Origin of the sequence: Pseudomonas sp. AL10 (assembly GCF_029960685.1) — a bacterium.
Taxonomy (GTDB): Bacteria; Pseudomonadota; Gammaproteobacteria; order Pseudomonadales; family Pseudomonadaceae; genus Aquipseudomonas; species Aquipseudomonas lactis.
Map to the genome: position 1 here is coordinate 133,780 of NZ_JASBQZ010000010.1, position 17,441 is coordinate 151,220.

General features: G+C 58.9%; 3 protein-coding genes. All 3 read left to right on the forward strand.

The features are described 5' to 3' along the window. Window positions 1–9 precede the first annotated feature (9 nt). Genes QK296_RS13230 through QK296_RS13240 form a run of 3 tightly spaced genes read left to right on the forward strand, consistent with a single transcriptional unit; the run spans window position 10 to window position 17,248 of the window. The gene (locus QK296_RS13230; protein WP_282391024.1) at window positions 10–16,149 is read left to right on the forward strand and encodes a hemagglutinin repeat-containing protein; all 16,140 of its coding nucleotides are present in this window, start codon (window positions 10–12) and stop codon (window positions 16,147–16,149) included. An 18-nt stretch (window positions 16,150–16,167) separates the two neighbouring features. After that, window positions 16,168–16,932 carry a hypothetical protein gene (locus tag QK296_RS13235; protein WP_282391025.1) on the forward strand — a complete coding sequence of 255 codons (765 nt, stop codon included), beginning with the start codon at window positions 16,168–16,170 and terminating at the stop codon, window positions 16,930–16,932. Next, window positions 16,925–17,248: a hypothetical protein gene (locus QK296_RS13240; protein WP_244641830.1), complete on the forward strand. Its 324-nt coding sequence runs from the start codon at window positions 16,925–16,927 to the stop codon at window positions 17,246–17,248. Before QK296_RS13235 ends, QK296_RS13240 begins: the two co-directional genes overlap by 8 nt. Window positions 17,249–17,441 lie beyond the last annotated feature (193 nt).

Here is a 17,441-nt window from a genome sequence, read left to right on the forward strand (position 1 = left end):
AGACATGACATGGACGTTCGCCAGTACGCATTCCTCGCGCGCCAGCCTTCTGCTGCCGTAAAAAGCCGCTCCCATTTCCTGGGGCTGCCTAAACGTGGATTGGCATTGATTCTGGCCAACGCCATGTTCTGGCACCCGTTGCTGGCCCAGGCAGACGGCATTGTGGTGAATGCCCCCGGTACGACGCTCGGGCAAGCAGGCAATGGCGTGCCCATCGTCAACATCGCCACGCCGAATGCCAACGGCCTCTCGCACAACCAATTTCATGACTACAACGTCGGCGCCAACGGGGTCATCCTCAACAACGCCACCGACCGTACTCAGTCCACGCAACTGGGCGGCATCATCGTCGGCAACCCGAACTTGCGCGGCACAGCGGCCAATATCATTCTCAACGAAGTCAACGGCGGCAGCCCCAGCCAACTGCGCGGCTACACCGAAGTGGCCGGGCAATCGGCCCATGTGATCGTCGCCAACCCGTATGGCATCAGCTGTAACGGTTGCGGCTTTATCAACACCCCGCAAGCGACGCTCACCACCGGTAAAGCCGTGATTGAAAACGGCCAGATCAATCGTTACCAAGTGGACCAGGGCAGTGTGGCTATCGAAGGCGCCGGCCTGAACGCCAGCAACGTCGATCAGTTCGAAATCATCACCCGCGCCACCACCATCAATGCGCAGATCCAGGCGAAAAAACTCACCGTCGTCGCCGGGCGTAATGATGTAGATGCACGCACCTTGAATGCTACTGCGCGGGCAGCGGATGGCAGCCAGGCGCCGGATCTGGCGATTGACTCGTCGGCGCTGGGCGGCATGTATGTGGGCGCAGTCAAACTGGTGGGGACCGAGGCGGGTGTCGGCGTGAAGTTGTCGGGGGACATGGTCGCCGGCGGTGATATTCAGATCGATGCCGGTGGCCACGTGGTCATGGGCCAGACAACAGCGGCCGGCACCATTAACGTGAAGGCCCGCAGCGTGGAAGCCCAGGGCGTGGTCGCGGCGGGCAGCGTGCTTGAGATGAAGACGCAAGGCGACTTGCTCAATCAAAAAAGCCTGGCTGCGCGTGATCGCGTGGCGCTGCAAAGCGGTGGGGTGTTGACCAACAACGGCGTCATCGAAGCGGGCGTCAATGCTGATCAGACGCGCAACGCTCAGGGCGATATCCACGTCACTGCCGCCCAGTTGAATAACAACGGCAAGACCGTCATCGCCAGTCGTGACCTGACCGTCAATGTGGATGGCACTGTCGACAACCGCAGCGGCACCCTTAGCGCGCATAACCAGCTGAAGGTGGCGACCGAAACACTGGATAACCAACAGCAAGGCCGCGTATTGAGCGCCGCAGGCATTGAGGTGAATGCCGCCCGGTTGCTTAATGCTGACGCAGGCCTGGTGGTGGGCGACCGCGGGCTCAGCGGCCGCATCGGGCGGTTGGTCAATCGCAAGGGCGAGCTCTCAAGCCTTGCTGACGTCACCTTGCAGGTCGACAGCCTGGACAACGTCGCTGGCCTGATATCTGCGGGCCAGGCGCTGCGCTTGACTGCCAGCGCGGCGGTGAACAATCAAAGTGGTCGTCTGGTGGCCGGGCAGATGGTGCAGGTCAACGCGGGGCAACTGGACAATAGCCAGTCAGGCATCCTGACCAGCCAGGGCGACCTTGGGCTGAATATTGCCGGCACGTTGGATAATCAACAGCAGGGCCGCATCGAATCGGGTGCCGCTGCACAGGTCAACGCCGGCAACTTCAACAACCAGCAACATGGCGTGCTCTCCAGCGGTGGCACCCTCGAGCTGACGGCCGGCCCGGTGATCAACAGCCAAGGAGGATCCATTTCCAGTGCCAAGGCCCTCACTGCCCGTGTCACCCGCCTCGACCAGCATGAACAGGGGCGCCTTTACAGCAATAGCGATGCAGTCCTGGACCTGGGCAACGGCCACCTCGACAACCGCGACGGGGGCTTGATCAACGCCGCTGGCCAACTGACGTTGAATAATCTCAATAGCGTCGACAACCGCAGCGGCGAAATTTCCAGCGCTCACGGGTTCACGCTCACCGCCAACAGCCTGGACAACCGCGCTGGCAAACTGCTCAGCGACCAGGCCTTGGGCCTGAAGATCGTACAGACGCTCAACAACGGTGCAGGGCTGATTACAGCCAGCGGCCTGGATATTGACGTTGCCAGTTTGATCAACGACCAACGCGGTCGAGTTCACAGCCGTGATCGGCTTAACGCCCGGGTGGGTGGTTTGCTTGCCAATCAAAGCGGAAGTTTCAGTGCCGACGCAGGCGCACAGTTGACCGTGGGAGGCCTGGACAACAGCAATGGCGGCCAACTCTTCAGCCAAGGCGATTTGAGCCTGAACCTCAATCGGGGTCACCTTAACAACCAGGGTGGCTTGATCAACTCCCCAGGCCAGTTGTTGCTGACCCAACTTAACAGCGTCGATAACCAGGGCGGCGAAATCTCCAGCGCCCAAGCCTTCGATCTGAATGCGGATCAACTCAATAACAGCGCCGGCAAGTTGCTCAGCGAGCAAGCCTTGAGTGTGCGCATTGCCCGCGCCCTGGACAACACCCAAGGTGCGTTGACCGCAAAGGCCTTGGATGTACGGGCTGGGACACTGATTAACCAGTCCGGTCGACTCGCTGCGGTGGATAGCGTCAACTTGCAAGTCGATGGCGAACTCGATAACCGCAGTGCAAAGGTTCTGGGCAAACACCTTGTGCTTGGCGTTGGGACGCTCAATAACGACCAGGGCCTGGTGCAGGGTGATTCGACGTTGCTGCTCCAAGCGGGCGGCGCGGTCAGCAACCAGGCCGGCACGTTGGCCGCTGGGCACAGCGTGACGCTCAACAGCGCCAGTCTGGATAACCGCACAGGTAACTTGACCAGCGACGGTGCACTGACGGCAGGTATTGCGGGCAGCCTGCTCAACCAAGCGGGGCTTATGAGTGCCGGCACTGATATGCAGGTCAATGCCACCGACCTGAACAACTCGCTCAAGGGTCGCATTGCCGCTCAGCAGGTACTGCTCACGGGGCAAGGGTTGGATAACAGTGCAGGCGGTAGTCTGTATGCCAAAGGTCAATTGGGTGTGGCCCTCGGCGGCCAGTTGAACAACGCCCAAGGCACACTGCGCAGCGATGATCGTTTGACCATCAATGCCTCCGGTTTAACCAATGATGACGCAACACTATCCAGTGCCAGCGACCTGAAGATCACGACCGGCAAGCTGAGCAACCAGGGCGGGCGCCTTAGCAGCGCGACCCGGTTGGGTATGACGGTTACCGCACTGGACAACAGCCGTAACGGGCATGTCGCAAGCCAAGCCGATGTAAGCCTGGATATGCAAGGTGGTCACCTCAACAATAACGGTGGTTTGATCAACGCGCCGGGGCAATTGCTGCTCAAGCAACTGGGCAGCGTTGATAACCAGGGCGGTGAAATTTCCAGCGCCCACGCGTTTGAGCTGGCGGCAACCGCCTTGAACACAGCGGACGGCAAGGTACTCAGCCAGCAAGCCCTGACCTTGCGTATTGCCCAAGCGCTGGACAACACACGCGGCTTGATTTCTGCCGCGGCCTTGCAGGTGAGCAGCGCAAGCCTGGGCAACCAGGGTGGCAAGTTGAGTGCCGTTTCCGACCTGAACCTCGGCGTAGAAGGTGTGCTGGACAACCGCAACGGTGAATTACTGGGTCAGCACTCGACAGTCGAAGTGGCTGCGCTGAACAACAGTCAGGGGCGCATCCAGGGCGATAACCGCTTGACCTTGACCAGCCACGGCGCGGTCAACAATGACAAAGGCACGCTAGCTGCCGGTCAGATGCTGATGGTCAATGCCGCCAGCCTGGACAACCAGTCCAAGGGCCGCCTGACCAGCAAGGGGGACGCGCAGCTGGTGGTGGGGAGTGTGGATAACCGCGGTGGCAGCATCACCTCGGTCGGGCAGTTGCGGGTCAAGGGTGAGGAGCTGGATAACCGTCAGGCCGGGCTGCTCAACTCGGGCCAGGCCATGAACCTGTCCATTGGCAAAGTGGACAACCGAGGGGGTGAAGTTTCCAGCGTTACCGAACTGACGATGACGGGCCGCGAACTGGACAACAGCAATGCCGGTCGCGTACTGGCCAATAGCACGCTGCAGTTGACGCTCGACAGGCTGAACAACCAGCTCAAGGGCCTGATTTCTGCGCAACAGGATGTCAACCTCAAGGCAGCCAGCCTGGACAACAGCGCCCAAGGCAGTGTCTATGCCAAGCGCAACCTCGATATAACCCTGGCCGAACAGGCTGACAACAGCCAAGGCGTCATGCGCAGCGACGCCGCCTTGCAACTGCGCGGCGCCAGCCTGGGTAACAACGGCGGGCGTATCAGCAGCGGCGGGGCGTTACTGTTGAGCGCCGCCAATGGCCTTGCCAATCAGAACGGCGAGGTGCTCAGCGCTGATACGGCGACGGTGAAGGCGGACAGTGTCGACAACAGCCAGGGGCGCATTGTTGCTGACGGTGCGCTGCAACTGACCACAGGCGTATTGCTTAACCAACATCAAGGCCGTGTCACCAGCGCTGATCGCCTCAACCTGACAGCGACCGACGTAGACAACCGCTTCGAGGGCCGCATTGCCAGTGACCAGGCGCTTAACGCCAGCCTCACCAGCCTTGACCAGCGTGGAGCCGGTGAGTTTTACAGCAACAGCGAACTGACCCTGGACATGAACCAGGGGCACTTGAATAACGCCGATGGCTTTATCAACGCGCCAGGGCAGTTGTTGCTCAAAAACCTCAAAAGCGTCGACAACCGTAACGGTGAAATCTCCAGCGCCAAGGCCTTTGCCTTGCGTGCCGACACCCTGGACAACAGCGGCGGCAACGTACTCAGCGACCAAGGCTTGACCGTCAAAATCGAACAGGCGCTGCTTAATGTCAAAGGGCTGATTTCAGCCGCCGGTGTCGAGCTCGATGCCGCGCGCCTGGACAACAGCGAAGGCAAGATCAGCAGCGCTCTGGATGCGCGCCTGGCGGTCAATGCGGACCTGCTTAACGACCAGGGCGAAATCGTCAGCGCAGGCCATACGCAGCTGAATGCGGCCGGTTTGAGTAACACTGCCGGGCAAGTGCTCGGTGATATCAGCCTGGACGTGAAGGTCAAGGGCGCACTGAATAATCAGGCCGGCACACTCGGGGCCGGCACCTCGTTGAACGTGCACGCCGCTAGTCTGGATAACCGCCAGGCCGGCAAATTGGGCAGCGACGGCCAACTCAAGGCCACGATTGATGGGTTACTCGACAATCAGGCCAAAGGGCAGGTGCTGGCCAAGGGCGCGATGGAACTGCGTGCCGGTCGTTTGGATAACCGCGAAGGGCAACTGACCGGGCAGGACCTGTTGACGCTGCACAGTGCGACTGTCGACAACCGCTCAGGCGTGATCCTTTCCCAGAAGGACCTTCAACTCAATGTGGGTGAGTTGGACAACCAACACGGTTCGCTCAGCAGCAAGGCGGCCTTGGGCTTCGCGGGGCAACAGTTGCGCAACCAGAAGGGCTTGGTCAGTGCCGTGGGGCCCCTGCGGCTGACGGCCGACACTGTAGAAAACGCGGCTGGCCGCATCGCCAGCCAGGCGGATCTGCAGGCAACTATCGGTGTACTGGCCCAACAAGGCGGTGAGTTGGTCGCCCAGGATGAGCTGAGCCTTAGCGGGACCTCCCTGGACAATCGCGAGGGCGGCCTGGTAGGCGCCACAAAAGCGCTGAAACTCACGGTCGACGCCGTTGATAACCGTGCGGGCGAGATTTCCAGCCGCAGCAGTATCGACTTCAAGGCGCAGCGCCTGGATAACAGCGCGGGCAAACTGATCGCCGGTACCGCATTGGAACTGGCCGTGGCCCATGTGATCAACCAGGCCCAAGGGTTGGTATTCGCCCGGGACAACCGCTTCAACGGCGCGCGCCTGGATAACGGCCAAGGCACTTTTGCGGGCCAGCAATCGCTGAGCATGTCGCTGGTGGCCGTTCCCGGCACTGAACTGGATGGCCGGCTGGATAACCAGCTGGGCACAATCAGCAGCGAGGGCACCCTGCAACTGGCCGGCACGACGCTCAACAACAACGCGGGTGTAATCTCTTCGGCGCACGCACTCATACTGGCTGCCAGCGGTGCTATCACCAACCAGGGCGGCATCATCGAGACCGATGCCAGCCTTGACCTGACCAGCGCAAGCCTGGACAACGGCCCCAAAGGCCTGCTCAACAGCCGTGGTGAGCTGACCCTGGCCACCGGGACGCTGAACAACAATGGCCGTATCACCAGCGCCGATCGCCTGGATCTGGCAGCCACCCAGGTGGACAACAGTGGACGTATCGCCAGCAGCAAAAACCTGACCGCCATCCTCACCGGCCTGAATCAGCAGGGCGGTGAGCTGTTCAGCAACACGCAGCTCGATCTGGACCTCAACCACGGCCAATTGAGCAACGTGGGCGGCCTGATCAATAGCCCGTTGCTGATGCTGAAAAACCTGGCCGAGGTGAACAACCAGCGTGGCGAAATTTCCAGCCAGCAAGCTTTCACGCTGGCGGCTCGCAACCTGGATAACGGCGGCGGCAAGCTGATCAGTAACCAAGGCCTGACCCTGCAGATTCAAGACGCCTTGGGCAACGCCAAAGGTGCGATCAGCGCCGCCTCGCTCAACGCCAACAGTGCCCGCCTGGACAACACGGATGGGCTGCTCAACAGTCGTGGCGTCATGCAAGTCTCTGCCACCCAGGCGCTGGATAACCAGCGCGGCACGCTGATTGCCGACGGTGCCATGGGGCTGTCGTCCGCTCGGCTCGACAACCGTGGCGGTGATGTATCGGGCAAGGCCTTGGTGACTGCTGATGTCGATCAGGTCGATAACCGCGGCGGTCAACTCATCAGCACTACAGCAGTGGATATACGCGCTGCGTCCCTGGACAACCGCAAAGGCCTGGTGGGCGCCGATAAAACGCTGGAACTGCGGGTCGATCACATCGACAACCGTGGTGGCGAACTGTCGACCAACGCCGACCTGACCGTCACCGGGCAAACCCTGGATAACAGTGATGCGGGTCGTGTATTGGCCGGGCAATCATTGAACCTTGCGCTCACCCAACTGCTGAATCGCAACCAAGGCCAGCTCAACACACAGCGGCTGATGCTGAGCGCTCAGAACCTGGACAACAGCAATGGCAAGCTGCTCGCCCAACAGCTACTGCAACTTGAGCTCAAAGGCGAGCTGAATAACAGCCAGGGCGTGATCAACAGCGAAGGACGCTTGGGCGCCAACGCCGTCAGCCTGGTCAACCGTCAGGGCCGAGTGTCCAGTGCCCAGGGGTTGGCGCTGGGTCTGACAGGGGCGCTGGACAACGAGGGCGGTGAACTCGTGACTGACAGTAGCCTGCAACTGCGTAGCGCCAGCCTCGGCAATCAGAACGGCGTGCTCAGTGGCAAAGGCGCGGTCGGGGTCACAACCGGCGCGTTGGATAACACCGGCGGTCGTCTGATCAGCGGCGACACGCTGGCGCTGAAGGCTGGGTTGCTGAACAACAGCGCTGGCAGCATCGGCAGCGCCCAGGCCCTGACGGCCAGCGTGAATGGGCTCGACCAACAAGGCGGCAAGCTGTTCAGCAATGCCGGACTTACTTTGGACCTGAACCACGGCCAACTCAACAACCAGCAAGGCCTGATCAATGCGTCCGGCCCGCTGGTGCTGAGCCAGCTCAACGGTGTGAACAACCAGGCCGGTGAAATTTCCAGTGGCCAGGCATTCACTATCGCGGCGCGCAACCTGGATAACAGCAGTGGCCGCCTTCTCAGCAACCAGGGCCTGACGCTGCGTATCGACCAGGTACTCACTAACATCAAGGGTTTGGTTGCAGGTGCAAGCCTGAGTGCGCAAGCGGCCGCGGTCGACAACAGTGGCGGCACGCTTACCAGCCGTGGCGGCCTTGAATTGACCAGCACCGGGCTGCTGAGCAACGGGCAACAAGGTTTGATCAACGCCGCGCAAGCATTGACAGTCAATGCGGGCAACTTCAATAACCAGGGCGGCAGCCTGCTGGGTACCAGCGCCCTGACGCTCAAGGCGTTGGCCGTGGACAACAGTGCCAAAGGCCTGATCAACAGCCAGGGCGGCCTGGAGCTTAATGCGCAGCGTTTAGACGCCAGTGACGGCGGCGAGGTATCGGCCAAGGGGGACATGGACCTCACACTCACTTCCATGGCCTTGCGTGGCGGCAGGTTGATAGGTGAGCAGCGCCTGAGCGTGGACCTGGCAAACGGTGATCTGGATAACCGCAAAGGCCTGATCTTCGCCAAAGGCCCGCTGACCTTGCAACGCATGCGCGACCTGCAAAACCAGGGCGGCGAACTGTCCAGTCAAAATGCCCTGAGCTTGACGGGACGCAACCTGGACAACAGCGCCGGCACGCTTATCAGCCAGCAATTACTCACACTGAACGCAGGCGACGTGGTCAACCGCGGCGGCCTGATCTCGGGTTGGCAGGGCCTCAACCTGATCGGCACTCAGTTGGATAACCGCGACAAAGGCACGCTGTCCAGTCGCAACGGCGACCTCTATGTGCGCCTCGGTGGGCGCTTGCTCAACAGTGGCGAAGGCGCGTTGGCCAGCCAAGGGCGATTGACGGTCAGCGCCGCCAGCCTGGATAACAGCGCCAGCGGTGTGATCTCCAGCGGCGCGCAGCAGACCGTGAGCGTGCTTGGCGCGCTGAACAACACCCAGGGCGGCTTGATCGACAGTGGTGCGACGTTGGATGTGAGTGCAGCCGACCTCGACAACAGCGCCGGCAACATTACCGCCCAGCGTAACCTCAACGTCTCGGGTGGCAACCTGCTCAATACCGGTGGCTCGTTGATGGGTAACGACGAGCTGGTGCTCAACCTGCAAGGCAACCTTGGCAACGTCAACGGCAAGATCGCAGGCACTGGGTCGTTGCTACTCCAGCGCGCCATCGAGGTGGATAACCGCGGCGGTCAACTGGCCAGCCAGGGACGCCTTTCATTGGCCATGGGCGGCCTGAACAACAGCCAAGGCGGCACCGTCGCGGCCAAAGGTCCGCTGGCCATCGATGCCAGCGCCATCGTTCAAAACAACGCTGACGGCTTGATCTACAGCCAGGAAGGCGACCTGCGCATCAACGCCTTTGGCCTGGCCAACGCGCAAGGCAAGCTGCAGGGGCACAATGGCCTGCGGGTCGAGGTCAATGGCGATCTCGATAACCAGGGCGGCAATATCATCAGCCAGACCGGTGACGTGCACCTCAAGGCCGGCAACCTCGACAACCGCAGCGGCGTGCTCGCCAGCCTCAAGGGTGCCATTGAGGCCGGGGTGGTCGGTGTGCTTCGCAACGGTCCTGACCTGAGCGGCAACCCCAAGGGCGGCTTGATTCAGGGCCAGCGCCTGCTACTCAATACCAGTCAGCTCGATAACCAGGGCGGCTATCTTGGCGCGCAAACCAGCGATGCATTGCTCACGGTTGCAACCCTCAATAACCAGCAGGGTGCTTTGTATGCCAAAGGCCTGATGCGCATCAATGGCAGCGCTCTGGATAACAGCGCCGGGCAGATCGCCGGCGACCAGATCGCATTCGGCCTCAACGGCCAACTGACCAACCACAACGGCCTGATCGAAAGCACCAACAACCTGACTGTGGCCGCCAATGCCCTCGATAACCAGGGCGGCAAATTGCGCGCCTTGGGACGCTTGGGCAAGACCGAGTTCCAGATCGGCGGTGTGTTCGATAACCGCAACGGCGCGGTGGAAACCGCCAACCAGGACCTGACCCTGGCAGCCGCCAGCTTCCAAAACAACGGCGGGCAGTTGCTGCATGTGGGTGAGGGCACATTCGACATCTCATTGCCTAACGTTACCGGCGCCGGCGGCACCGTTGTCACCCGTGGCGGCCTGACCCTGAACGCGGATACCTGGACCAATACCAGCGTTATTCAGGCAGGACGTTTGAACGTCAACGTCAACAACTTCACCCAAACCGAAACAGGGCAGTTGCTGGCTTCGACGCACCTGGAAGGTAAGGGTGGCAGTTGGGTGAATAATGGGTTGATTGCCAGTGATGGCAGTTTAAATATCGACCTCGCGGGCGCTTATAGCGGTAATGGACGAGTCACCAGTCAGCGGGGGCTCAACCTGCATGCGAGTCAGTTGGATCTGAGCAATAGCGCCAAAATTACTGGCGGTGGCGATACCCACGTCAACGTTGATAGTCAATTGAACAACTATGGACGGCTGACCTCTGCGACCAACCTCGAACTCTCGGCAGGTACGCTGAACAACTACGGGACATTGGGTGGCGCACAAAATGTGACAGTCACCGGTGCCGCCTTGTTGAACGATCATGGTTTGTTGTTCAGCGGCAACGACATGACCTTGCATAGCAACACCATCACGAACCAGTACGGTGATATCTACAGCCTAGGGCGCCTGGATGTAAGCGGTCTTGATGGTACGAGTAAGGCGGTCAGCCTGGAGAACATATCGGGGAGCATTGAGTCCAGCCGAGACATGTCCCTCAAGGTTGCCAGCCTGACTAACCGTCGGGATGAATTTTCGACCAAAGAAGCACCCGGTAGTGGCGGGTCGCTTACAAATATCTGCTGGGACTGTAGCGGGGGCAGTTTTGTCGTCGATTTTATTGGCACCGAGAACTATCAAAGTGAGCTTCTGAAAACATCGGCCGCTTCGACTATCCAGGCGGGCGGCCGTATGGATGTCGCCGCAAATAATGTGCTCAATGAATACAGTGTCATCGCTTCTGGCGCGGACATGAATATCACCGCTGATACGCTGACTAACAAAGGTGCTGCGTCTGGCTCCGGAACGCGTACCCGTACTTGGCGGATGGAATCATCCAATGGTACTTACTGGCGTTTCAAACGTAACATCATGGACCCCTACAACGCTCAACCCGGCCCCAAAAGCCTGCCGGTCAGTGCGTTGTCAGCCTTCAGGCTGATTGGCGATACCTTGGTATCGACCGCTGGCGCGTCATTGGCACCCGCGATCATCCAGGCAGCCGGTACCGTGAACATCACGGCCACCAAATCCTTGATCAACAGCATCGAGACATCCTTCACCGCCTTGGCCGGGCGCGCTGCGCGCAATGAGGACACGGGTGTTGCCAGCGCCCCGACAACGGTGGTCGTGCAACTCGCGCCACTGCTGCCACCAGACTTGGCCCAACAACAGGTCAACCCCTTAACGCTACGCGGCTTCACCTTACCCACCGGCACCCACGGTCTATTCCGCCTCAGTAGCCGGGCGGGTGAGGATACCCAGGCCACCCAAGCCAGCAGTGGCCCACAGAGCTGGACCATGGGCGGTGCGACCCTCGGCCTGGCTCAACGCCAGGATGTACAGCCGGCGCTTGAAACGCGCACCTTCGATTTCAAAAGTGTCACTCAACAGGGCGCAGCTACGCGTCAGGTGGACCCCACTGCACGTCAGGTCAGTGGTGTCACCGCCACCACCAGAACACTTAACGTTGCCGGGGCCGGCGATGTGGCCAACGGGAGTGACTGGACGCCCAGCCAGATCACCCCAGGTGGAATCGCGCGGGGCGACGGTATCAACGCCCAAGATCCGTCTAGCGGTTCAACGCCGCCAGTGGCGAAGGTCACAAGGCCTACGGATCAGCCAGACCTGGCGCTGGCCCAAAGGGAGACCCACATTCAGGTCGCCACTCCGGGCGAGCCCGCTCGGCCGACGTTGAACATCCCAGGCGTGACGCCGGTTATGCCAGTCGTGCAGCCGGTAGTGAACATTCCCGTCGCACAAGGTGCGGGCAGCAGCCCAACCCAGATCGCAGCCGTGATTGCCCAGCCGCTCAATGCGACGGCGCAAACCACTCCGGTCGCCAGCCAGACCATCAACCGCGTGCAGGGCTATATGCCCACCACGCCTAAGTCGCAGCCGCATAAATACCTGATCGAAACCAACCCGGTGCTCACCGACCTCAAGCAGTTCATGAGCTCCGACTATTTGCTCGCGGGCCTGGGTTACAACCCGGACGAAAGTGCCAAGCGCCTGGGTGACGGGCTGTATGAACAACGGTTGATCCAGCAGGCTGTGCAGGCACGCACAGGGCAGCGGTTTATCGATGGTCAGAACACCGACGAAAAGCTGTTCAAGTACCTGATGGACAATGCGATCCAGAGCAAGCAGCAACTGAGCCTGGCAGTGGGCGTTACCTTGACCTCGCAACAGGTCGCGGCGCTGACCCACGACATCGTCTGGCTCGAACAGCACGAAGTGAACGGTGAAAAAGTGCTGGTGCCGGTGCTGTACATGGCCCAGGCCGACAATCGTCTTGCACCCAACGGCGCATTGATCGCAGGCAATGACCTTAACCTGATCGCCGGCGAAAACCTGGAGAACGCCGGCACCCTGCGTGCCACCAACAACCTGTCCGCCAAAGCGGGCAATGACCTGATCAACAGCGGCTTGATCGAAGCCGGCAACCGCCTCGACCTGCTGGCGGGTAACAACATCGTCAACAAGTCCGGCGGCATCATCGCCGGACGCGACGTCACGCTGACGGCGATCAAGGGGGATGTGATCAACGAGCGTGCCGTGACCCGTACTGGTAACGGCACTGCCGAGCGACGCGACTATCTCGACAGCGCGTCACGCATCGAGGCTGCCAATGACCTGACGATGAATGCAGGCCGTGACATCGCCAATACCGGTGGCGTGCTGCAAAGCGGGCGTGACACCACATTGGTCGCTGGCCGCGATGTGCACATCGATGCCGTTGAGCAACGCAATGGTTTGGACCTGGGCAACCGCCTGCGCACCGAAACCGTGACGCAAAACGGTGCCAGCGTGGAGGCAGGCCGTGACCTCAAGGTGTCGGCAGGGCGCGACTTCAGCGCCATTGCCAGCCGCATCGACGCCAAGCGCGACTTGAGCATCACGACGACTGAGAACCTGAGTATTTCGTCGGCCGCCGACGAACAGCATTCCTCCAGCAAGTCCAAGAAGGTCACCCAGTCCAAGGACCACATCAGCCAGGTTTCCAGCGTGCTGACGGCCGGCGGCGACGTGTCGCTCAATGCCGGTAAAGACCTCGAACTCACCGCCAGCCGGATTGCCGGGGGCGGCAACGTGGCCCTTGATGCACAACGCGATGTGAGCATTCTGTCGGCACTGGATGAAGACGCTTCGTTCTACTCGAAAAAGAGCAAAGGCTCGTTCGGTCGTAGCAAAAGCCAGCAGCGGGAAAGTTACGACAGCACCAACGTGGCCTCGGTCGTCGAAGCCGGCAAAGACCTGACCATCAATGCCACCAAGAAGACTGAAGGCGGCATGAGCATTGATGGCGGGCGTGATGTCACCGTGATCGGCAGCCAGCTGAAGGCCGGTGGCGACATGTTGCTGGGGGCCACGGGTGACGTCGCGGTGTTGTCGGGTGTCGAGGAACATGGCTCCTACAGCAAGAAGACCAAGTCCGGGTTCCTGGGGCTGTCCAAAAGTGGCAAGAGCCAGTTGAAGACCACTGCGAGCCAAGTGGGCAGTGAGTTGGAGGCGGGCAATGATGTTGTGGTGGCGGCGGGTAATGATGTACGGGTGCGGGCCAGTGAGATCAGTGCCGATAACGACACTGAACTGCGTTCCGGGCTGGTCAATAGCACGGGTGACATCAACCTGATTTCTGCGAATGACACGGCTTATAGTCGCAGTGAAGAACACAAGAAGAAGTTTGGTTATACGGAAAGGCCGACATCAGTCGCCATTTCGTCTGCGAAGAAGGCCGGTCGTGAAGCCCAGAGCAGCACCAGCGTGGGCAGCCATGTTAGCGCCGAGCGCGATGCAACTTTGCAGGCTGAACGCGACATCAACCTGGTTGGCAGCGGCATCACCGCAGGGCGCAATGTCAATCTGGATGCAGGGCGCGACGTCAATGTGGTCGCCGCGCAAGACACCAGCAGCGAACGTACGTGGGAGAAGAAAAAACAGACGGGTTCAACCATTTCCAGTAACGGCAATGGCATCAGCCTCTTCGCCGGCACCGAAGGCAGTTCGGAGAAAAACCGTGTCGAACACGAAACCGCTTCCGGCAGCCAGATAAATGCCGGGCAAGATGTGGCGATCAACGCCAAGCGTGATATCAACCAGCGCGGCTCTGATGTGGGCGCTGCCAATGATATCGAGCTGACGGCGGGCAGAAATATCAATATCGATGCTGCGCGTGAAAGTGTGCTCACCGAGCAGATACGCGAGAAAGAGAGCAACGGCCTGGGTGTTTCGATCAACCATAACTACGCTAATACCAAGGACGCTGTCAGCGGTGCAGGGAAAGGCGAGGACAATGTCAGCAAGGGCTCAAGCACGCTCAAAGCCGTTGATTCGGTCAGTCAGTTTGTCAGTGGGCCGACGCTGGACGGGAAGTTCGGCAACAGTAAGCAGACCAACAGCCAGCAGGTTATCGAGCAGACCAATCGCTCTTCGACGCTAAGCGCCGGTAACGATCTGCACCTTAACGCTGGCAACGATGTGTTGGTGAAGGGAAGCCACCTGGACGCCGGACGTGACATCAATATCAAAGGACGTGACGTCACGCTGGACGTGGCCAAGGGCGGGATTAGTGAAGAAACCACCCACACCCAAAGTTGGGGCGGCATTCATGGCGGCACCAGTGGCGGGATCAAGTTGGGCGCTGGCGGTAGCTTCGGCACGGCTACGGGCGAGAGTTCCCAAGGCTCGTCTACGGCTTCACAGCTGGAAGCCGGTCGCGATATCAACCTCAAGGCCAGCAATGACCTGAACTTGATTGGAGCGCAGGCTAAAGCCCAACGGGATATCGAGCTGAATGCCGGCAACGATTTGAACATTCGTTCGGCGCATAACGACAGCAACAGCGAAAACAACCGCCACAGTGGCGGCGGGGAAGCAGGCCTGACGTTTGGCTCCGAAGGTATTGGCGTCTACGTCAGTGTCAGCATGGGCAAGGGCAACCTGGAGCGAGAAGGCCAACGCCAACAAGAGGCTTACCTCTATGCCGGCGACCGTCTGGGGTTCGCCAGCGGCAAAGACACCATCATCGGCGGAGCGAACCTCAGAGGCGACGAAGTGGTGGGGCGCGTGGGCGGCGACCTCAAGGTCTCGTCGATAGCCGATACGGGCAAGGTCAAGGGCAAAGAGTTCGACATCAGCGTTACGGCCACCATCGGCCCGGGCGCCGGTGTCAGCGGTTCGGTCGGCTTTGGCAAGACCACAGGCAAAACGGACTGGGTCGAAGAGCAAACCCGTATCACCGGCAAAAATGCCGTCGATATCAGAACAGAGAACCATACCCAGATCGACGGAGCCGTCATCGCCGCTGACAACGGCAACCTGAAACTGGACACCGGCACCCTCGGCTTCAGCGATATCGCCGGGCAAGACAAAGAGCATGGGTACTACCTGAACGTAGGTGGCACCTATAAAGCCGGGAGCAGTGAAAGCAAAGGCAACACCGTACAAGACAGCAGCCAGGCGGGAAAAGGCAAGGAAGGTCAAACCGGCTGGAGCGTTGAGGGTTGGAACTACGAGAAAGAACGTGAACAGATTGTCCGCGCCACGGTGGGGGCAGGTGAAATCGTTGTACGCAAGGATGCTGAGACGGGGGCTGACTCTACGGCCGGGTTGAACCGGGATGTGGGTAAGGCCTATGAGATCACCAAGGATGATGAAAAACGAACGGATTTGTATGCGAGTAGTTCGTCCATTGATGCTGTGATGGATCCTGAGAAAGCCGCCAAAGATCTGGTTGCAGACGTTGTCAATTTCAAAGACAACCAAAAGAAAAAGATCGAAGCAGTTGCCGGCGCGCTCGAACAGATCAAGGGCGAAATTCGTGCAATTCAGGCTCAGCGCGTCAGCATTGACGATGTTTCAGCGAATATTCGTAAAAAATTCGGCGATGAGCAGGCGCTGACAATTTCGAAGAATCTGGTGCGAAAGGGCATCGCCCCTGAGACTCTGGATGCGCTCCCGGCGGATGTTATAAGCGCATTGAATGATTTTTCGGAAAAGGCAGCAATTTACGATAAGAAAATCAAGGGCTGCATGGATGATGGCAGTTGCCGTGCCACACCTCCCACCCAGCCGAAGACTGGCTGAGGGTACGAGCTGCCGGCCGTGCTCATTGATGACTTACCGCGTAACGGGGGTGAAGCAGCGCTCGATGGCATCGTTGATATAGTCAAGCTTTCCCAGAAGCTGCCCGCAGAGCAGTTTCAGGCTGCGATGCTTAGCGTGCAGGCCATGATGGGGCCTATGAAGCTGGTAGTGAGTGTTGTCGCACATGCAGCAGCTGAAGCGGTAGCGGGGGATCAGTACAGAGAGTTCAAAGAATCTAAAGCTATCGAGCTTGCTGCAAACCTGACTGACCGTACCGTTGAAACCATGAGGGGATTTCATGCAGAGGCTAAAGCTGACCCTGATAACCTTTTGCATGGAGATAAGTATGTTGTAGCGACTGAGTTTTTGATGGATGCTGTGCTCGGGGAGGTCAAGTCCTTAGGCGTAAAAACTGGAAGTAAAATTTTTGCTAACGGTCCAAAAGAGGTAGCAGGTACTGCTAAGACAGGACAGCCGGAACTCGTTGAAAAGAAAGGAACTTTTCCAGACGAAGTGTTTACGGGGAAAAAACCGCATCAGACCACGCCTGGAACAGGGAGTACAGCACAAGAAAGGTATAACCCTGCGACTGGGAAGTTGGAAAAATCTGTGATCGAGTACGACCAATACGGGCGGCAGGTTAAAAGAACGGATTACACGAATCACGGGTATGGGAACAAAGGAAAGCCTGCGGAATATCATTCCGATCCGCATACGCATACCTACGAATATGGTCCTGGCTATGGTCCCAAGGGCAAGGAAACGAGGGTAAATAATGATTGATGTTCCAAAATTGAATGAGCTGCTCGTCGCTAATAGCTGTTTGCACGCTATTAGCATTCAATTGAATATGGATGAAATGACTTATGATTTATTTTTATCAATTTCGGCATGTGAAAAAATAGGGGCTGAGATAGTGCGCATCAGATTTATTGATATCAGCCAGTTTGCATCCCGTGATTTTGGCGGGGGACTTACTCAGCTGATGCATATGAATGTGGATAAGCTGGATTCTGGTTTTGACAGGATGCGCTATGAATTTAGCGAGCTTGAGGATAAAAAATTGTCATTTTATTTCGCATCATTTTCGATTGTTTAAATGGGTGTTCAAGTAAAAAAATGGACCAGAAAAAAGGTGACAGATTTATTTGATTTGACGAATCCTTTTAGATATGGCGAGTGAGTCTCCGGAAAATAAATCTGTCCCCTTTTGTCCGAGACTCTGGATGCGCTCCCGGCGGACGTTATAAGCGCATTGAATGATTTTTCGGAAAAGGCGGCAATTTACGATA